Genomic DNA, 19,005 nt, shown 5'->3' on the forward strand with positions numbered 1-19,005 from the left:
AAACGGTTAGCTGTTTTTATTTTTGTTTCTTGTTGCCGGATGCCATTGTTGTATACACTCGGTTTACATCGCAAGGACCTGAAAGTAGGAATGGATGAAAGGAGTTAACCAGCATGCCGAGACTGAACTCTAGGCTTCAAACTGAACCAAGCCTGGACCGGAAACACCCCCTACAATTGAAAGCGCTGCCAGAAGAGGGAAGAGGAAGGTCAAGAAGAAAACAAATTAAGCGTCATTGGCAGCTGTATCTCGTTCTGCTGCTGCCCGTTCTTTATTTGATCATTTTTAAATACGTACCGATGGCCGGCATTGTAATCGCATTCAAAAATTATAACGTCATCAAGGGAATCTGGGGAAGCGACTGGGTCGGACTGAAATATTTCCACCAGTTCTTCGATTCGCCGAACTTCTGGCTCTACATTAAAAACACGCTTGGCATCAGTTTCTATGGATTGATCGTAGGCTTTCCAGCACCTATCCTTTTGGCACTCGCGCTGAACGAAATTCGCAACGGTCTATTCAAGAAGACGGTGCAGATGGTATCTTATGCCCCATATTTTATTTCTACAGTCATCATGGTTTCGATCATTGTCGTCAATCTGACGCCAAACGTTGGGATGATCAGCAAATTTTTTGAGATGCTTGGTATGAGTAATACGAATTTTATGGGCATTCCGGGTCTGTTTAAGTCCATTTACGTCTGGTCGGATGTCTGGCAGTTTACAGGATACGGAGCGATTATTTACATTGCAGCGCTGTCCGGCGTCAACCCGGAGCTGTACGAATCAGCCAAAGTGGATGGCGCATCCCGCATCCAAAAGATTCTAAACATCGATATCCCGAGCCTCATTCCCGTATCGGTCATTCTGCTCATTCTCAATCTAGGCAACATCATGAAACTAGGCTTTGAAAAAATATACCTGATGCAAAATCCGCTTAACTTAAGCACGTCAGAAGTCATATCCACTTATGTGTACAAGGTTGGTTTGCTGGGATCCAGCTTCAGTTTCTCGACGGCAATCGGTCTATTCAACTCGGTCATTAACCTTATACTGCTGGTGTCCGTCAATTACATCGCCAGAAAGCTGTCTAACAGCAGCTTGTGGTAGGGATATCCCGCTTTTCGAAAAAACAAAACCAACTCCGGAAAGAGAGGAGACTTTATGTTCAATAAAACGGCTATACGTGAATCGAAAGGCGATCGCCTCTTCATGTTCTTGATCTATCTGTTCTTGTCATTGGTTCTTATTGCTGTAGCTGTACCACTGATCTACATTGTAAGCTCGTCCTTCAGTTCGCCTCAAGCAGTCGTAACGGGCAAAGTTTGGCTGTTTCCCGTAGATTTTACGCTGGACGGCTATAAGGCGGTGTTCAATAATCCGCAAATCGGCGTCGGCTATCTGAACTCCCTCTTTTACACCGTCGTCGGCACGATCATTAATGTAACATTAACGATTATGCTAGCTTATCCGCTGGCGAAGAAGACGCTTTACGGCCGTAATTTCTTCATGGTTCTGCTGGTGATCACGATGATGTTTGAAGGAGGACTGATTCCTTATTATCTCGTCGTCAAAAATCTCCATCTGCTGGATACGCGCTGGGCCATGATATTGCCGGGGGCGCTTGGGGTATTCCAGGTTATCGTCGCAAGGACGTTTTTCCAAACCACGATTCCCGATGAATTGGCGGAAGCCGCGGAGCTGGACGGATGCAGTGACATCCGGTTCATTTTCAGCATCGTCCTGCCGTTGTCCAAACCTATTATTGCGGTCATGACGTTGATGTATGCGGTCGGCCATTGGAATGCTTATTTTGATGCACTGATCTTTTTAAGAAAGCCTGACTTGTTCCCGCTTCAAATCATTCTCCGTAATATTCTAATCCTGAATACAGTCGATGCTTCCATGATGGCGGATGTGAGCCAGATGCAGGCGCAGCAGGGGCTTAAGGATTTGCTGAAATATTCCTTGATCGTTGTTGCCAGCGTGCCGGTGCTTGTCATATATCCTTTCGTCCAGAAACATTTTGTCAAAGGCGTCATGATCGGCTCGCTGAAGGGCTAATCACGAAGAACGATAATGACATCAAGGAGGTGAGGCTGTACATTATTCAGATACGGCAAAAGCTCGTGGCGGAACAGGAAAGGGGCCAAGCGCCCGAAAAACTGATGATAAGTGGGGGGAATGTTCAATGGAAAAGAGCATGAAAAAGAAAACCTGGCTAGGCTTCATCAGCTGCTTGATGGCTTGTATGCTGCTGCTTAGCGCCTGCAGCGGCACCAAATCGGCCGATTCCGGCGATCAGGCAAACGGCAACACTGCTGCAGGTGAAGATGTGTTTACGCCTGTCGGTTCCTATCCGATCGTGAAGGAGCCGATGACCATTAAAATGTTCGCACCGCAATACGCGTCAATTGAAAACATGGATACCAATTTATATACCAAATACCTTGAAGATAAGACGAACATCAAAATCGCCTGGGACCTTGTACCGGAAAATGCTTTGAACGACCGTAAGCAGCTCATGCTGGCCGGCGGCGATTATCCTGAAGTCATTCTCCATGGGAATTTGACCAAGGAGGAGCAGATGAAGTATGGGTCTCAGGGCGTTTTTATCCCTCTGAATGATTTGATTGAACAGTATGCACCTAATATCAAGAAAGCGATGGAGAATATCCCCTACCTGAAAGCCTCCATTACGAGTCCGGACGGCAACATCTATGCTCTACCGCAGGTCAATGAATGCTATCATTGTGACAATGCGCTCAAAATGTGGATCAACAAAAAATGGCTCGATAACGTGGGGCTGTCCGTGCCGACGACAACTGACGAATTTTATACTGTGCTGAAAGCGTTCAAAGAGAAGGATCCGAACGGCAACGGCAAACAAGATGAAATCCCGCTGACAGGCTCGGATGAAATGTGGGCAGGCAACGTATCCGCCTTCCTGATGAACTCGTTTATCCTTGATGACTATGTCGACAAGGGTTCGGGTACGTTCCTCCGCGTCATCGATGGCAAAGTCGACTTTACGGCAAACAAAGAAGAGTGGAAACAAGGCCTCATTTATCTGAATCAATTGTACAAAGAGGGATTAATCGATCCCGCGGCCTTTACACAGAATGCGGATGCGGTTCAACAAATGGCCAACCGCGAACCGGACAATATTATGGGTGCGCTTTCAACGGCATTAATCAGTTATGCTTACAGCATGGATGATAAGGCGCCGCGTCATAAAGACTATGTTGCCCTGCCGCCGCTGAAAGGCCCGAATGGTGTGCAGCAGACACTGAATTTTGCGGGAATCGGAGTCTCGCAATTTGCGATTACGAATAAAGCGACGAGCGAGCAGCAGATTGCCGCCATCCGGTTAGCGGATTATTTATATACGGAAGAAGCGATTGTGTTACAGGAATATGGTCCTGAGGGCGAAAGGTGGCGGAAAGCGGAGTCCGGTGAAAAGGATATCGATGGGAAGCAGGCTAAATATACAGCTATTCCTGACCCCGAGAAAAAGCCGACGCATAATGACGGTTGGGAACAGATCGGTCCATCGCTCAGAACTTATGCTTATCGAGCATCCTGGACATCTCCTCAGGATCCGCTCGCTCCCGACGGATACGGTACCCGTCTGAATCAGGTTTCCAAGGAATATGAACCGTACCAATCCAAGGAGCAATATCCAACAGGACTGTTCATAGCGCTTGAAGATGCCGAGCTCGTTGCGCAGATCAAGACAACGCTTGTCGACTACGTAAAATCCAATATGGCGCAGTTTATTACAGGCTCTAAAGATATTAATAAAGAATGGGACTCTTATGTGCAAGGGCTGGAAGGAATGCAACTTAGCCAGTACCTGGAAATCTATCAAAAGGCATTAGATGCGAGAAAATAATGCAAAATTTGTTCCCTGCACACGGACATTCCTTGTGCAGGGATGATGACTTAACCTTCATAGAAAGCAGGTGTATGATTCAATGAATGAACTTGCAAAGCCATCTCCACAGCAGCTGGCATGGCAGGATATGGAGATGGGCATGTTTTGCCATTTCGGTATAAATACGTTTTGCGATCAGGAATGGGGAGACGGAACGGATTCAGCGGAAATCTTTAATCCGGAGCAGCTTGATGCCCGGCAGTGGGCTAGAACCGCAAAACGGGCGGGCTTCAAATATCTGGTATTGACCGCAAAGCATCATGACGGATTCTGTCTGTGGCCAACGAAAACGACCGATTACTCCGTGAAGTCCAGCCCGTGGAGGAACGGTAAAGGGGATGTCGTCCGTGAAGTTGCCGATGCCTGCAGAGAGGAAGGGCTCCAGTTCGGGCTGTATCTGTCCCCCTGGGACCGACATGAACCTTGCTATCCTGATAAAGAGGCTTATGACGATTTTTACGCGGAGCAATTAACGGAGCTTCTGACCGGATATGGACCGCTGGTCGAAGTATGGTTCGACGGAGCCGGTTCCCAAGGCAGGGAATACGATTGGAACAGAATCATCGGTCTGGTGGATCAATACCAGCCGGATGCAATGGTCTTTAATATGGGACGCCCGACCATCCGTTGGGTAGGGAATGAAGACGGCGTCGCCCCTTATCCGTGCTGGAATACGGCCACCACGGCGAAGGAGAGTATGTTCACCAGCGATATGATGACCTGGATGGAAGGAAGCCCGGGCTGGGTACCGGCTGAATGCGATGTTCCGATCCGCAAGCTTCACTGGTTCTGGCATCCTGACGATGAAGCAAGCTTAAGAAGCCTGGAGGAAGTACTGGATATTTATTACCGCTCGGTCGGCCATGGCGCTACGCTGCTCTTAAATATATCCCCGGACAACCGCGGGCTGCTGCCTGAAGTGGATGTGAAGCGTGTCATCGAATTCGGAGATGAAATCCGCCGCAGATTCGGGCAGCCGGTTGGCCAAACGAGTGGAGAAGGAAGCGAGCTGCTTCTGAAGCTGGAGCATAGCCAGCCAGTAAATCACGTAATCATCATGGAGGACATAGCCCATGGGGAGCGTGTGCGTGAATACGTGCTTGAAGCATACAGCCAAGGCGAATGGAAAGAGCTTGTACGTGGAAGTGCGATTGGGCATAAAAAAATCGACCGGTTCGACACCGTCGAAACCGATCAATTGCGTGTCAGAATCCTTTCCAGTGTGGAGAAACCTTTGATCCGAAATTTGGCTGCATATCACGTGGAATGATTTTCATAAGTGAAATTAGTAACGAAAAACAGACTGCCGCGGCAGTCTGTTTTTCGTATTTAGTACTTCGTCTCCATTTCTTAAAAGGGAGCTTAGAAAATACTGTCTGGGTATCTTGATTCTACGCGCTAATCACGTTACCGCAATAGTCGCATTCCTTCTCATCGTTAGCATACACGATGATCCTGGCTCCGCAGCTCGGGCATTCCATGGATCTAGGTCCGCGCCCCCGATCCTCGCTTTCATCGTATTCGTCGTCTTCATACTCCTCATCACCATATTCGTCAACATATTCTTCATTGTAATCATCATCATATGCTTCATGATACTCTTCGGGCTCAAGTTCGAGGATGCCATTTTGGATTCGGCCGAAGGGCAGCATGTGCTCTGTGATCATAAAATCCAAGTCTCGAATGACGTGATTAGGAGATTGTTTCGTCTCTACGGCGATATGATCAATCTCTCTGATTCTTCTGTTTATAACAAGGTGGTAATACTGGTGCAATAATAAGCTGAATTTGCTATCTGCCCGGCTGCTCAATATGAAAAAAGAGATAGCCGGAATTAGAAGTATTATTCCATATAGCCAGGCAGAATCCCAGAAAAGTTGAACATCCTCAGGGTTGTTGAGGTCAAAAGCTAAAATAAATAATCCCATGATTAAAATATAAGTATAAACCCAAAGCCATCCAATCAGTCGATGATTTCTTCCCTTGCGAGAGTGATGAACATGAGTCGTAAGTACACGGAATAATGTCATCAAGAAACCGACGGGATATAATGTGAAGGCGAGTGTTAAAATGACACGGTCGAACTTGGAATATTTTGATTTATAAGGTAAATGATCTTCCATCCTTAGTACTCCTTTTCATACGGTACTATCTGGTTCTAATATACTATCATTGTATACGATTTGAAACCTTAGGCAAGGAAGCTTTGATGAGCTGTCTAAACGAACCTAGAAGCAGATATTCCATTCAATATGTGGGACATGTTATGGGTTGTTTTTTGGCAGGGGTTTATTCATACTGAATAAGATGTGCAGATTGATACCGCGCCCCTCAGGGTTTGAAAACATAGGAGGAACCATGTCCTGGAGCAAATTGAAGCAACAGCTGGAGAGTTTTCTCAGTCCTGCATTAGCTGGAAGAGTTGAATATCGCGCCACCGGTTATCGTTATTTACCTGATAAAGCAGGGCTTTGTTATATTTCGGTAGATAAAAAGAACGTACTCAATATGAGTGATAAAACCAGCTCCATCAGATGGTATCAGACGGAGCTGGAAATTAAGAATGATCCCCATATCCAAATTCCGATCAGCGATGATGAATTGGAAGCCGTCAGAAAGGAAACCAAAGGGACCGTTCCAGAGGATCGTCTAAACGTAATTGCAAGAAATAGAAAAGTATCCGTACTCGCCAAGGAGCTTTTGTCAGCACAGGCTGCATTAAGTAAATCCAATTTTGTCGCTACAGCGAATAAGTTCTTATCTACTTCTATAGAAGAAAGCATAGAGAGCGATGATATCTTATTGAATATTCTAGCTTTGGTAGACAGACGAGTTGGCAAAAAGCGGATTGTAAACATGGCAGATATGATGAAGTTAAAGCATCCGATTGTGCAATATTTTTATGAACTGCGGCGCAGTGCGTGATGAGCATAAATAATTTTCGTTGAAAGAATCATATTGCACTTGTGGAAGAGAGGGAATTTCATGTCTGAACAAACAAAGTCGGAAAGAGTTCATCAGGTATTTGAAAAGATATCGGATCAATACGACTCGATGAACTCGGTCATCACTTTTAGGAGACATATCGCATGGCGCCATGATGTTATGAAACGGATGAATGTGAAAGAAGGTAGTAAAGCTCTTGATGTGTGCACTGGAACCGGGGATTGGGCGATTGCTTTAGCAAATGCTGTTGGAACGCATGGAGAAGTCATTGGATTAGATTTTAGCCAAAACATGCTCAAAATAGCCCAAGATAAGCAAGAGCAACAAGCTTTAAAGCAGCTTACCCTTATTCAGGGAAATGCCATGGAGCTTCCTTTTGAAGATGATTCATTTGATTATGTAACCATTGGTTTTGGTTTAAGAAATGTACCCGATTATTCAACCGTGTTGCGGGAGATGTATCGAGTAACTAAACCAGGCGGACAAGTCGTTTGTTTAGAAACATCCCAACCCACAGTAATCGGTTATAGACAAGCTTCCCTCTTTTATGTTCGCTATATCATGCCCTTGCTCGGAAAGTTTATTGCCAAAAGTTATGATGAATACTCATGGTTACAAGAATCAGCCCGTCATTTCCCCAATAAAAATGTACTGAAACAAATGTTTTTGGAAGCGGGATTTTCCAAAGTAGATGTAAAAAGCTATAGTGGCGGTGTCGCGGCAATGCATATGGCTATAAAATAAATAATGGCAAGGAGGGGCCACGCCCCTCTTTTTTTATTGGGGGTATGCACCTCTCTGGAATATGATATATTCATTAAAGTGTCTACGATAACATATACTGCTGTTTGATATACATTGCTTAAATATGCTATAAGTGAAGAAAAAGCAAGAGCATGAACAAGATCAAGAACAGGTTGGACTTACTATTTCGGGATAAAGATTTGTCCTGGTATGTATAGAGGGGTATTGGATATGACAGATAATTTTTGGCGTGATTTACCACGACCTTTTTTTATACTGGCGCCCATGGAAGATGTGACGGATGTCGTGTTTCGCCATGTCGTAAGTGAAGCAGCCAGACCGGATGTGTTTTTTACGGAGTTTGCGAATACAGAGAGCTATTGTCACCCGGAGGGGAACCATAGTGTGCGCGGACGTTTGACTTTTACAGAGGATGAACAGCCCATGGTAGCCCATATCTGGGGAGATAAGCCGGAGTACTTTCGTCAAATGAGTATCGGCATGGCGAAAGAAGGGTTTAAAGGCATCGATATTAATATGGGTTGTCCTGTAGCGAATGTAGCAGAGAACGGGAAGGGAAGCGGCCTGATCTGCCGTCCCGACATTGCAGCGGATATTATCCAGGCCGCCAAAGCCGGGGGACTGCCCGTCAGTGTAAAAACAAGGCTCGGTTTTAGTAGCGTAGACGAATGGCGCGACTGGTTAACCCATATTTTGAAACAAGACATTGTGAATCTGTCCATTCATCTGCGGACAAGAGATGAGATGAGTAAAGTAGACGCTCATTGGGAACTGATTCCGGAGATTAAGAAACTTCGTGATGAGGTGGCTCCAGACACACTTCTAACCATTAACGGGGATATTCCTGACCGTCAGACCGGACTCCATCTCGCTGAACAATATGGAGTGGACGGCATTATGATTGGACGTGGTATTTTTCATAATCCGTTTGCTTTTGAGAAGGAGCCGAAGGATCATAGCAGTGAGGAATTGCTTGATCTGTTGCGGCTGCATCTGGATCTCCATGATCAATATTCAGCACAGGAACCACGTTCATTCAAAGCTCTTCATCGCTTTTTCAAGATTTATGTCAAAGGGTTTAGAGGGGCAAGCGAACTAAGAAATCAATTGATGAGCACGGCGTCTACAGATGAAGTACGTGCGCTTCTGGACGAATTTGCACAGCATATGGAGGAGGGTTAAATTGATATAAGATCCACCGAATGTAAGTCTAAAAGAAAAGAAGACAACAGGATTAAACTGGTCCCCATAGACTGGACACTTAGAAAAAAGTGTTGACTGCGGGGGCTTTTTTGTATACTGGTACTTAGCATCAGCGTACGACGCGTTATTGTTATTTATGCGAACTGCTCAACGTCTTGCGTTCAAACACAGGCACGGGTATGACGTAGCGTCATCTTCGGGTCTTGCTGGCATGCAATTACAAGGAGCAATGGCGATCTTTACTGTAAATTTGAAGAGAATATTCAAGCTGATGAAGTAAGAAACAAGATATAAAGATCTGGATTTATAACAAAAAAGACGACCTCAATTCCCTGTTACTGGGAAATGGTGGTCGTCTTTTGCTTCATGTTTTTAACTGCTCCGTCAAACTACGAGTTTTTCAGTGGTCTCGTACAATACAGGAATCATCTTTTTTCGGCAGCTTAACTCTTTTTTTAGGGTACTCGGATTTTGTGGTTGAAAACATCTATCCAAATTTCCAGTCGTCAACTTAATACGATAAATAACGATTCATGGCTGCCGATATAATCGGCGGCCTGTTTCGCAGGAGTCACTGGCAGATGGAACAACCATTGCATGAGCTTGCTGCTGTCAACGGGCAAGCATACTCATATGATCCAAATAGAAAACTGCACCGCGCGGCGAAAAAGGAAAAGCTGGAGCTTTTTCACAGCCAAGTTTCAAAATGATTTGTTTGATGCCATCGCTTCAGTTCCACCTGTAACAATTAATCTAAGCCCTGTCATGAAATTTTCTTCATCTGTACCGCCGACATTAATAGCTTCCATAATGTTTGTTATTTCACCGCTGTTTATTGTACGCTCGGGCAGTGTTTCCCAGTTTTGCTCGTCTGCCTGTTCCTCAATCACACAGCCAAAGGTATAACGAATAACGGTAAGCATAACACTTCTGGCTGTCCGTATATCCATTCCTGCACTGCGAAGGGAGGCAAAAGAATCTTCCAAAAACTTCGCTAAAGTTCCATTGGGAAAAGGATGCGCGCGGGCTATCACTCGGCCGCCATCAGGATAAGAAAGCATAGCCTTACGAAACAATGAGATATGCTCAATCAGCCAATCTTGCCAGGACTGCTCACTTTCCCTTGGAACGTAATTGCCCATCTTTTTGTGTAAGATATGCTCGGCCATGTAGTCCACAATCATGGCTTTGTTTTTGAAATGCCAGTAAATGGCCGGGGCTTTTACACCAAGCTTTTTGCCAATATCACGTATAGATAATTCGTCATATCCTTTTTCAGCCATTAATTCAAGCGCCGCTTCGACGATTTCCTGTTGCCTTTCGCTTGGTTTAAAACGATCTTCCATATTCGCACCTCTCTTTTTTTTATTATAGGACATAACAAGTGTGTTTAACAGTGTTACACAATTTTTGCGTAATCTATTGACACCACTCCTTAACACCGTTATAGTAAAAAATGCAATGTAACACTGTTAAGGGGGCGAAGATTTGGTGGCGATAGGAGCACATGGTTTAGTCAAAACATTTGGAGCGAATAAGACAGAAAGGATTGATGGGATATGATGTCTAAAAAAATCACTAATGTTCCTGTATTGATTGTCGGAGGGGGATTGGCCGGCCTTTCTGCAGCGTTATTCTTGTCGCGGCATAGCGTACCCTATGTACTCATTGAACGTCATCAGAAAACGAACATTCACCCAAGGGCGCGAGGCTTAAACTTTCGGACAATGGAGTTATATCGGGAAGTGGGGTTGGACGAAGCAATCGATGAGGTCGGTGCGCAATTGGCCAAAGGAAAAGGATGGTACACGGCCCATACATTAAGAGAGGCAGAGCTTGATCCGGAAAAAATGGATATCCCGAAAATACTGCCAGAGTCTGTGAAATCGTATTTTGCTACACTTAAAAAGATAAGTCCTGCTTCCAGCGTTCGTGCTACACAGAATGTGGTTGAGCCCATTTTGCTTGAAGCAGCGCGCGAACGTGGGGGGGACCTTCGTTTTCATACAGAATTGACTGCTTTAGAACAAAATGAAGACCATGTCAAGGCGACCGTTCTCAATCGTACAACGGGTGTTGAAGAAACCATCGTGGCAGACTATATGATTGCTGCTGATGGTGCCAAGAGCCCGCTTCGTCAAATGGTGAACATCAAGATGACGGAAATGAATTCGCACGGTCATATCATTAATATTTATTTTGAAGCTGATCTCGAGCATTTTGTAAAGGGACGCGAATTCAGTGCATGCAACATCACACGTACTGGGGCGGAAGGCGTGTTGCTTGCAATTAATAACCGTGACCGCTGGTGCTATCACGTTTCTTATGATTTTGAAGGCGGTGAGACTGCCGCTAATTTTACAGAAGAACGATGCAAAGAAATCATTCAAAAGGCGATTGATTTACCAGATCTCCAAGTGAAAATATTGAGTGTGCTGCCCTGGGAAGCAGCGGAAAGGGTCGCTGAGCAATTTCAGCAGGATCGCGTCTTTTTAATTGGGGATGCCGTTCACCTCATGCCGCCGACAGGAGGATATGGAGCCAATACGGGGGTACAAGACGCTCATAACTTAGCATGGAAATTAGCTGCGGTCGTTAATAAAGTGGCAGGCCCTGAACTGTTGAAAACGTATGAGGCTGAACGCCGTCCCGTTGCCCTAATGACCGTATCTGAAGCTGGGCGAGTCGCCGACACAGGTGTATTTTCGGCCATGAAAAAACAGACGGAGAAGAGAACATCGCCGTTTGATGATCTGATTGTATCGGTTGGCTATCATTACGAATCCAAAGCCATCCTTGAACAGGATGCCGCTTCTTCATCGCTCGAACATTTCGAACTAAAGGGGCAACCAGGTACACGGACCCCTCATATCTGGGGCGAATATCAAGGTAGAGAACGTTCCACGCTTGACTTGTTAGGTTTAGGATTTGTATTGTTTGCAGGGGAAAAAGCTGAGGGATGGAAGGATGCGGCGAAACACGTATCTGGGAAGTTTGGTGTCAAAATCAATACCTATAGCGTAGGGCAGAATGGAGATTTCATTGATAAAGATCTTGGCTGGCAGAATGCTTATCAAGCCACGGAAAAAAGCGTTGTTCTCGTTCGCCCAGACGGTTTTGTGTGTTGGCGTTGCGATGATCAAATCGAGCAACCGACCCTAACATTGGAAGAGGTATTTGCTCAACTTCTCGGCAAAGAAAAGAGCCTGTAAGAATAAACTGGGAAAGTAAAGCGTCAAGTAATCCCTACGACTTACGAGCAGAAATATGCCATTTAAAAGCATTGTTGATAAGGTCATCATTGCACGGACGACCATCCTGAGAAACCTAATCCGTACAAGTTGATGATTCCGGAGATTAAGAAACTTCGTGATGAGGTGGCACCCGATACACTGCTAACCATTAACGGGGATATTCCTGACCGTCAGACCGGCCTCCAGCTCGCTGAACAATACGGTGTGGATGGCATTATGATTGGGCGTGGGATTTTTCATAATCCGTTTGCCTTTGAGAAGGAGCCGAAGGAACATAGCAGTGAGGAATTGCTTGATCTGCTGCGGCTGCATCTGGATCTCCATGATCAATATTCAGCACAGGAGCCACGTTCATTCAAAGCTCTTGCCCGCTTCTTCAAAATCTATGTCCGTGGATTTCGTGGGGCAAGTGAATTGAGAAATAACTTAATGAACGCAAAGTCAACAAGTGAAGTACATGCGCTGCTCGATGAATTTGGAAGCAAGGATCATGATGAGGTAGATGAACACGGAAATTAAATGGACAGTCTGGAGAAACAACAGCGAGTGGCAAGGCTTTTTGAGAGTGACTACTCAAGCTTGGGCAAATTTCTCTAGCATAGCAATGTATTTGTTGAGTGGAGCAGGTGCTCCATGAGAACAAATAACATGTTTGAAGAACATGGCCGAATTGGCTGTGTTTTTTCTTTTTGAAACAGCAGAGAAGAATGATTAGCAGAAATACTGGTAGAGAGTGACTTATTGAACAGAAACCCCGTCAACAGCATACATTACCTTATTTGTTCTCAAATTTGATACTTATTCTTTCCATGATAGAGTATAAGTGCTCGTTATTGTACGATGGATATAGATAAGCCACCTAAAAGGATGGTTATGGATATCGAACAAGGAGAAACCTATGTCCTGGAGAAAATTGAAACAGCATTTGGAGCAATTTTACCGTAGTAGAGAGCATCCAGTCGTGCAGTATTTTTTTCTGCAAGGCGTCGATCCGTCCAATATGTCCAGATCGAACAATTCCGCCGGCAGTTCACTATTCGCCATTCCTTTCAATTCCTGAATCGGCATCAGGAACGGGAACGGAGGATTGTGGTTCTTGCGGTATACCCGCATCATTTGTGGGTCAATCTCTACATTCCCTAACATGCGATAACCTGCTCGCTTATATCCACAGTGGATCCACCACCGCATGCAAGGCAGCTGAACACCGTCCTGCCATGAGTCCCATGGACGGCCTTTTCATGACGACCCCGCCTGCAAAGACGAACCCACAACGCGGACATTTACCATCGAAATTCGATTCATCAAACTCGGGTACGCAAAAACTACGAAATAGATTCTTTCATCATAATAAGGATCACCGAATACTGCTTGATGTGTTAAATATTGCATTACACCCCCTCCTATATCTCCGATAATACATTTCGACATCAGGAAGGTTTTCCATTCTTCACCCATCGTCGTCTACTACAGAACCATTTCGATTCACTTACTTCAAACAACTGCAACTATCAGTCTGTTTCGAAATGAGAGAGTGTTGATTTATTACGTCTATAAGCGACATTGACAAATAAATAAACAGACTGGAAAAAATCCAGTCTGTTACTATCATTTATACGGGTGAGATTTCACACTATAATTCATTGGATTGAATTGAAAAATTAAGGAGCAGGGGGACCTATTTTGAAACTATCTCGTCAGCCCCATTTATCTCCTGGTTGTGAACCAAAAGTAATACCTGCTACACCTAAGGCCATATTAATCAAATTATTAGTATGTGCATGTGCATAAGCACTTGCAAATGCAGCTGTCTTCCCTTGGTCAGATACTGGAATTCTAACTTCTGTAGTTAGCGTTCCAATATGTTGGCCAGTAAGAGCACGAAGATCAACTTCAGCTTTAGTTCCTGTCAAGGAGGACTGATCGATACTTTTGAATCCAAAATCACTTCTTAAAGCTAAGTTTTGAACATAGTATTCACCAGTTGAATTTTTGGGAGTAGCATTAGTCTGCCAAGAATGCCCAATTGTATCTAAATAAGTATAGTTTGGTCTCTCATTAAAATAGAATCTATTATGATAAGTATAGATGTATTCTACACCATTAGAGGTTTTACCTTTGTAAACAGAAGTCCCGTAACCGGAATAAATACCATTATTAACGCCTAACGGAGATACCTCTCCGTTACTTTTCTTTAATTCTTCTTGCCTGAGTTTGTTTATTTCTTCTCGATTCTTATCTGTAACAATGTGATCCTTACCATTTAAATCCGTGTAGATGTGTACTTTGTCAGTAGTAACAGTATCTACTTTTATTCCGCCATCTTTTAGAAGAAGATCTTTAAACTGAGTGTCCATTTTTTCGATCTCTTGTTCATTAAAATTCATAAGTTTTAGAATATTGGTTTTTTGGGGATCGGTTAGTTTCTCTGGTGCATCAATCCCCTGAATACGACCATCTTGGTATTTAAATACCGAAAAGTTATTTACTTTTATTTCATTTTTTGGTTCAATAGCACCTAATTGATCATTTGATGCAACAAATATCAACAAATGGAGGAAAAAAACGAAAAAAAAGAGAGTCATATGGTTTATCATCCCTCTTATTGTCGTATGTGTCGGTTTTGTGAGTTACTACATTATTCAAGAAACCACTGATGTACTGGTGACAGAACATGCACTGTACTAGAAGTAAAAGATGAAAAGATAATTGTTAGGAACTACAGTGGCGAAGAAGAGATTGCAGTAGACACCACTACTAAATTGTTGTCAAATTTAATAGAAGAGAATAAGGATTACTATATTCACTACCACTATAATTTTTTTAAAAAACCAACTTTAAAATTAATTGATCCTATTTAATACCCACCTATTAATGATGGATCCCTGCTGTTTCTTAATGAAAGGCTCTTTTCGTAAAGATTGTTGCTTTAATTATAACAAGGAATAATTTACTTTTTATGGTATTATATAAAGAGAGGCTTATTCAGCTAACGGGCAGCAATGTTGAATAAGATAGGGTTTAATTATCCTTAAATAAAATATTTTCAAAACATCATAAAAGGAAGTGTGTAATATTGGGTAGTGAAAGTAAACTCATTATTTCTCCATTAAATAATGACTTAATAGAGGATATCAATATGACAAATGATTATTTTAAGTTATATGGTAGAGTTGTCCCCAGTTTACAATCAGGAAGGTGGTCTTATAAAGAAGTTCTTTTTGATGAAACTAGAGAAACACGTTTTCCAGATGACAAACTTGATTGGAGCCAATATATAAACCGAGAGGATAAAACTTTGTTTTTAGCTTATATGAATAATACTTGCATAGGACAAATTAGAATAATTAAGGATTGGAATCGCTTCTGTTATATTGAAAACATTGCTACTAAAAAAGATTATAGAGGCAGTGGAGTCGGAAAGTTGCTCTTAAATAAAGCAGAAGAGTGGGCAAAACAAAGAAAACTTATAGGAATGTCCTTGGAAGCACAAGATGATAATCTTGGTGCATGCAGATTTTATGTGAAACAAGGATTCATACTAGGTGGAGTTGACACACTAAAGCAGTCATATAATCCTAATATTGAAACCACTTTATACTGGTATAAGTTATTCAAGTAACGGGGGCTTTAGCGGAATAAGTAATACAGTCGTTCCAACATAGGAATGGCTGTTTTTTTATACCTCACGTAAGAAATTGACGGTAATGCTATTTGAATTTTGGCAAGCATTGAGGAGCATTTGGTTTATCTGCTCCTTTTCAGCCAACTTCTTACTTTGCTGAAGGAAGCTGAACCAGTAAAGATAATTATCCAAGTACTTTGTAGCCACTCCTTGGAACCCATCCATCCAGCCTTTTAAACGTTTATGATAGTTATTGACGTTTTGCAAATGGTAGATGCCCTTTTTGACATACCCCTCTTTGCTTAGGTTTATCGGCTCGTGTTTAAGTGCCTTGATTTGGGCGAATTTCTTGTAGTTCGTGGCTGTATCTGTGCATAACAAAGAAGACGGGTCAATATAGCTTCCGATAACTGCGTCAATTTCTTCTGCTTTTACACGACCATTTCCAGCCTTCTATGTCCACACTTGCACCCGCTCCTAGTAATGCTGTAACACGCACCATATAAACCTCCTACCATTATATTCATATATCTCTAAGCTACCATATATTTCAGTCGAGATCATAAATAAGAATTATCCTAGCTGTATCTGCAAAAGGATGTTACTCTCAATACTTAAAGCTGCTGCAAGAGTTGTCAAGGCATCACTCCTGACCTGCCTAAAAGAAACTATCGATAATCCCAAACTCCCCACAACTTATATATTCAAACCTACCTTAATTTTGACTGTAAAACTGATTTACTAAGTAAAAAAGGCGAAAGGAGGTACGCCTCGGTTATATGCCGCATTCATGCAGCCGTGCGTTTCATTCTCGCCTTTACCCGTGCCGCGCTAATGCTTCCTTGATTTCTGGCACCTCGCATGCTTCCCGGTTGATCTTCTTGCCGGTGAATGGCGAGGCCCCACGATACTTTGTTGCCCACCGAGTTTCGTTACCTTTTTCTAAGATAGCGATCAGCGTCGCCCAAGTATGACAGTATAGTATCCAATTCTTTCGCATCACCAACGTCTTCCTGTACGATTTCCTAGTCTAATTCAGTATCCATAGTAATCTCAGCCGTCATTCTTGCTATAGCTTTTAGCTATAACTAGTTATGTTCTTTTGGTATGTCTTCTAACCCCGCTCGTCGTGATATGATCATCGTATACAACGAGGGGGTTATTGACATGACTGATAAGTTCCAGATCGTAGGAAGTTTGTTGCGGCCTGAAGAGCTGCTGAAATATAAAACGCAAATTGAACATCGTGATGATATCCAGTATCCTTTTTATGAAAATTTCGAAGGGTATGCCGAGTGCGAGACAGAGGCGATCAAACAGGTCGTGAAAAAGGAAATCGAGCATAACCTGTCGGTTATTACGGACGGTGAATTCTCCAAATCGATGTGGCATCTGGATTTTGTATGGGGCTTTGGCGGAGTTGAGCGTTATATCGCGGACCATGGCTACTTTTTCCGGGATGTGGACGGAACCTCGAAATATGAAACACGCAAAGATATTGGGCTGCGCATTACTGGCAAACTGAGCGGAAAGAATCATCACTTCATTAAACTGTTCAAACAGCTACAAGAAACGGCTGGCGATCAGCAAACGAAACTTTGCGTACCGTCTCCTTCCCATATCTTCGGCGAACTCTCCTGGTCGGATAACATTGGCGGCACGGATGCGGTTTATCAGAACAAACAGGAGCTCAAAGCGGGCCTTATAAGCGCGTATAAGGAGTTTGTGGAGGAATTCGCTGCTGTAGGCGGCAAAATCTTGCAATTCGATGATTGCTTATGGGAGCTGTTTGCAGACGACAACCCGAACTCTCCGTTTACAGGGGAGCATATTAATCAAGCGGAAGTACAGGGTCTCGCCACCGAATTTATTGATATTAACAATACCGTGATTGACTTCGGTCATAGCCTCGGCTTGAAAATGTGGACACACAACTGCCGGGGGAACTACGATTCCCGCAACATGGGCGGTGGATCTTATGCGAAAATTGCCAACCTGTTCCTGAAGCAGTTGAAATATGATCGCTTCTTCCTCGAGTGGGATGATGATCGTGCGGGTTCGATTGAAGCACTGGAAGTTTTCAAGGACAGACCGGAAACGGAGATTGTTCTGGGCTTGCTGTCTTCCAAAACAAATACGCTTGATGATGAAGCACGCGTCATCCGTCTGCTTGACGAAGCATCCAAAATCATTGATAAGGATCGTCTGCTGCTCTCACATCAATGCGGCTTTGCCTCCTGTGATGGCGGGAACGAGCTAAGCGAAGCCGAGCAATGGGCGAAGATTGATCAAGGCCAGAAGCTTGCGAAGCAATATTGGGGTAGCTAGACAATAAAACGAGATATTGATATAAACGGCGACCTTTTCCCGGAATTCAATCAGGGGAGAGGTCGCCGTGTTTTTTTGCAGGATGATGGTTTCTTGTATATCTTGTATTATCCTTTTTTTGTTACCAAATCTCTACTCTTTGCTAAGCTGGGGATTGCCTTGGGTTTGGCAGAAGGACTTGTCCCTTTCGATTTCTCCACTTTGGAGAATAAGTTCATCAATTTATCTTTATAGATATATCCGAGTACGAAACCAATAACGGCAATGACGGATATGATAATGGCGATGCTGTATTGTTGCATATGAATTGTTGACCCTACCGCGGCAGAGGCAATAATCCATGGCAGACGACCAACCAGAAGTATCGTGAAGAATCTTAAAGAACTCATGGATGTAAGAGCGGCAACAAATACGAGCATGTCTTTCGGCAAACCGGGAATCACAAAAAAGATAAACAAAAAGGCAGAGAACTTCTTCTCATTATGAATAAACGACATCCACTTATAGTCTTTCTTTTGCAGCAATCGCGCAATAAAATTGCGACCGATAAAACGAGTGAAATAAAAAGCAATTGCTGAGCCCAATACCAAGCCTACTGTAGTATAGAATGACCCAAGCGTAACCCCATAGATATATCCGCCTGCAACCTGTACCACTTCTCCCGGAATAGGCGCAACAACGATCTGAAGTATCTGGAATAAAATAAACATGACCGGACCCCAATGTCCCGTTGAATGAATATACGCTCTGAAATTGTCCATGGACGACATGATTTTAATAATGGCAGGAGAATAATAGACCAGTAAACCAATGGACAAAATCGTTAACAGACCCAACAGTATTTTCATAACTGTTTTTCTCGAAAGTTGTGGCATAGCTGATGACTCCTTTGCGTTATGACCTTTACTGATTACAGTATAAAACGAAAAAATGAAGAGTCACCTACAT

The 19,005-nt window shown here is 43.5% G+C and carries 15 protein-coding genes and 3 pseudogenes; 12 read left to right on the forward strand and 6 right to left on the reverse strand.

The window, feature by feature from the left end; all coding sequences use genetic code 11:
- Nucleotides 1–113 precede the first annotated feature (113 nt).
- The 4 genes from MHH48_RS05390 to MHH48_RS05405 all read left to right on the forward strand — a co-directional run bounded on the left by MHH48_RS05390 (nt 114) and on the right by MHH48_RS05405 (nt 5,206).
- A complete protein-coding gene (locus MHH48_RS05390; protein WP_083659809.1) occupies nt 114–1,109 on the forward strand; it encodes an ABC transporter permease subunit in 996 nt (331 codons plus the stop codon).
- 54 nt (nt 1,110–1,163) lie between these two features.
- Nucleotides 1,164–2,063 (forward strand): carbohydrate ABC transporter permease, encoded by a 900-nt coding sequence (locus MHH48_RS05395; RefSeq protein ID WP_076325522.1) that lies wholly within the window; start codon nt 1,164–1,166, stop codon nt 2,061–2,063.
- Nucleotides 2,064–2,190: 127 nt separating this feature from the next.
- Nucleotides 2,191–3,894, forward strand: coding sequence for an ABC transporter substrate-binding protein (locus tag MHH48_RS05400; RefSeq protein WP_076325521.1), 1,704 nt, complete (start codon nt 2,191–2,193; stop codon nt 3,892–3,894).
- An 82-nt stretch (nt 3,895–3,976) separates the two neighbouring features.
- Nucleotides 3,977–5,206 carry an alpha-L-fucosidase gene (locus tag MHH48_RS05405; protein ID WP_076325520.1) on the forward strand — a complete coding sequence of 410 codons (1,230 nt, stop codon included), beginning with the start codon at nt 3,977–3,979 and terminating at the stop codon, nt 5,204–5,206.
- Between the two features lie 121 nt (nt 5,207–5,327).
- On the opposite strand, the gene MHH48_RS05410 is transcribed toward MHH48_RS05405, so the two are convergent.
- Entirely contained in the window at nt 5,328–6,059 is a 732-nt protein-coding gene (locus MHH48_RS05410; RefSeq protein WP_076325519.1) for a hypothetical protein, read from the reverse strand.
- Between the two features lie 235 nt (nt 6,060–6,294).
- Here MHH48_RS05410 and MHH48_RS05415 point away from each other — a divergent pair, with 235 nt between their 5' ends.
- From MHH48_RS05415 to MHH48_RS05430, 4 genes are all read left to right on the forward strand, one after another.
- Complete coding sequence (locus tag MHH48_RS05415) at nt 6,295–6,861, forward strand: hypothetical protein (RefSeq protein ID WP_076325518.1); 567 nt, start codon at nt 6,295–6,297, stop codon at nt 6,859–6,861.
- Nucleotides 6,862–6,921: 60 nt separating this feature from the next.
- Nucleotides 6,922–7,626 carry a demethylmenaquinone methyltransferase gene (locus tag MHH48_RS05420; RefSeq protein WP_076325517.1) on the forward strand — a complete coding sequence of 235 codons (705 nt, stop codon included), beginning with the start codon at nt 6,922–6,924 and terminating at the stop codon, nt 7,624–7,626.
- Between the two features lie 231 nt (nt 7,627–7,857).
- Nucleotides 7,858–8,829, forward strand: a complete 972-nt coding sequence (locus tag MHH48_RS05425) for a tRNA-dihydrouridine synthase (protein WP_076325516.1) — start codon at nt 7,858–7,860, stop codon at nt 8,827–8,829.
- 602 nt (nt 8,830–9,431) lie between these two features.
- On the forward strand, nt 9,432–9,560 hold the full coding sequence (locus MHH48_RS05430; RefSeq protein WP_256720778.1) for a hypothetical protein: 129 nt from the start codon (nt 9,432–9,434) through the stop codon (nt 9,558–9,560).
- On the opposite strand, the gene MHH48_RS05435 is transcribed toward MHH48_RS05430, so the two are convergent.
- Nucleotides 9,552–10,196 (reverse strand): TetR family transcriptional regulator, encoded by a 645-nt coding sequence (locus tag MHH48_RS05435; RefSeq protein ID WP_076325515.1) that lies wholly within the window; start codon nt 10,194–10,196, stop codon nt 9,552–9,554. The two genes, MHH48_RS05430 and MHH48_RS05435, sit on opposite strands and share 9 nt — an antisense overlap.
- A 213-nt stretch (nt 10,197–10,409) precedes the next feature.
- On the opposite strand from MHH48_RS05435, the gene MHH48_RS05440 reads away from it, so the two are divergent.
- Nucleotides 10,410–12,062, forward strand: a complete 1,653-nt coding sequence (locus MHH48_RS05440) for an FAD-dependent oxidoreductase (RefSeq protein WP_076325514.1) — start codon at nt 10,410–10,412, stop codon at nt 12,060–12,062.
- Nucleotides 12,063–12,194: 132 nt separating this feature from the next.
- Nucleotides 12,195–12,623, forward strand: a pseudogene (locus tag MHH48_RS05445) (tRNA-dihydrouridine synthase); the annotation flags it as partial.
- A gap of 459 nt (nt 12,624–13,082) precedes the next feature.
- Here the strand turns inward: MHH48_RS05445 and MHH48_RS05450 are convergent.
- Both MHH48_RS05450 and MHH48_RS05455 read right to left on the reverse strand, forming a co-directional pair.
- Nucleotides 13,083–13,312, reverse strand: a pseudogene (locus MHH48_RS05450) (DNA cytosine methyltransferase); the annotation flags it as partial.
- A 489-nt stretch (nt 13,313–13,801) separates the two neighbouring features.
- Nucleotides 13,802–14,689, reverse strand: coding sequence for a hypothetical protein (locus MHH48_RS05455; RefSeq protein WP_076325513.1), 888 nt, complete (start codon nt 14,687–14,689; stop codon nt 13,802–13,804).
- Between the two features lie 491 nt (nt 14,690–15,180).
- On the opposite strand from MHH48_RS05455, the gene MHH48_RS05460 reads away from it, so the two are divergent.
- Entirely contained in the window at nt 15,181–15,726 is a 546-nt protein-coding gene (locus tag MHH48_RS05460) for a GNAT family N-acetyltransferase (RefSeq protein WP_076325512.1), read from the forward strand.
- Between the two features lie 57 nt (nt 15,727–15,783).
- Here MHH48_RS05460 and MHH48_RS05465 read toward each other — a convergent pair.
- A pseudogene (locus MHH48_RS05465) lies at nt 15,784–16,182 on the reverse strand (IS1595 family transposase); the annotation flags it as partial.
- Nucleotides 16,183–16,896: 714 nt separating this feature from the next.
- Between MHH48_RS05465 and MHH48_RS05470 the strand changes: the two are divergent.
- Nucleotides 16,897–18,057: a cobalamin-independent methionine synthase II family protein gene (locus MHH48_RS05470; RefSeq protein ID WP_076325509.1), complete on the forward strand. Its 1,161-nt coding sequence runs from the start codon at nt 16,897–16,899 to the stop codon at nt 18,055–18,057.
- Between the two features lie 107 nt (nt 18,058–18,164).
- Here MHH48_RS05470 and MHH48_RS05475 read toward each other — a convergent pair whose 3' ends face one another.
- Entirely contained in the window at nt 18,165–18,767 is a 603-nt protein-coding gene (locus MHH48_RS05475) for a VTT domain-containing protein (protein WP_256720777.1), read from the reverse strand.
- Nucleotides 18,768–19,005: the final 238 nt, after the last annotated feature.

Source organism: Paenibacillus sp. FSL F4-0100 (genome assembly GCF_037993005.1).
GTDB lineage: Bacteria > Bacillota > Bacilli > Paenibacillales > Paenibacillaceae > Paenibacillus_AQ.

What these genes read in the sequence shown, in the direction of transcription:
- MHH48_RS05400 (WP_076325521.1), top strand. Translation starts at nt 2,191, where the DNA reads ATGGAAAAGAGCATGAAAAAGAAAACCTGGCTAGGCTTCATCAGCTGC.
- MHH48_RS05405 (WP_076325520.1), top strand. Translation starts at nt 3,977, where the DNA reads ATGAATGAACTTGCAAAGCCATCTCCACAGCAGCTGGCATGGCAGGAT.
- MHH48_RS05430 (WP_256720778.1), top strand. Translation starts at nt 9,432, where the DNA reads ATGGAACAACCATTGCATGAGCTTGCTGCTGTCAACGGGCAAGCATAC.
- MHH48_RS05470 (WP_076325509.1), top strand. Translation starts at nt 16,897, where the DNA reads ATGACTGATAAGTTCCAGATCGTAGGAAGTTTGTTGCGGCCTGAAGAG.
- MHH48_RS05390 (WP_083659809.1), top strand. Translation starts at nt 114, where the DNA reads ATGCCGAGACTGAACTCTAGGCTTCAAACTGAACCAAGCCTGGACCGG.
- MHH48_RS05455 (WP_076325513.1), bottom strand. Translation starts at nt 14,689, where the DNA reads ATGACTCTCTTTTTTTTCGTTTTTTTCCTCCATTTGTTGATATTTGTT.
- MHH48_RS05395 (WP_076325522.1), top strand. Translation starts at nt 1,164, where the DNA reads ATGTTCAATAAAACGGCTATACGTGAATCGAAAGGCGATCGCCTCTTC.
- MHH48_RS05440 (WP_076325514.1), top strand. Translation starts at nt 10,410, where the DNA reads ATGATGTCTAAAAAAATCACTAATGTTCCTGTATTGATTGTCGGAGGG.
- MHH48_RS05415 (WP_076325518.1), top strand. Translation starts at nt 6,295, where the DNA reads ATGTCCTGGAGCAAATTGAAGCAACAGCTGGAGAGTTTTCTCAGTCCT.
- MHH48_RS05425 (WP_076325516.1), top strand. Translation starts at nt 7,858, where the DNA reads ATGACAGATAATTTTTGGCGTGATTTACCACGACCTTTTTTTATACTG.
- MHH48_RS05420 (WP_076325517.1), top strand. Translation starts at nt 6,922, where the DNA reads ATGTCTGAACAAACAAAGTCGGAAAGAGTTCATCAGGTATTTGAAAAG.
- MHH48_RS05435 (WP_076325515.1), bottom strand. Translation starts at nt 10,196, where the DNA reads ATGGAAGATCGTTTTAAACCAAGCGAAAGGCAACAGGAAATCGTCGAA.
- MHH48_RS05410 (WP_076325519.1), bottom strand. Translation starts at nt 6,059, where the DNA reads ATGGAAGATCATTTACCTTATAAATCAAAATATTCCAAGTTCGACCGT.
- MHH48_RS05475 (WP_256720777.1), bottom strand. Translation starts at nt 18,767, where the DNA reads ATGTTTATTTTATTCCAGATACTTCAGATCGTTGTTGCGCCTATTCCG.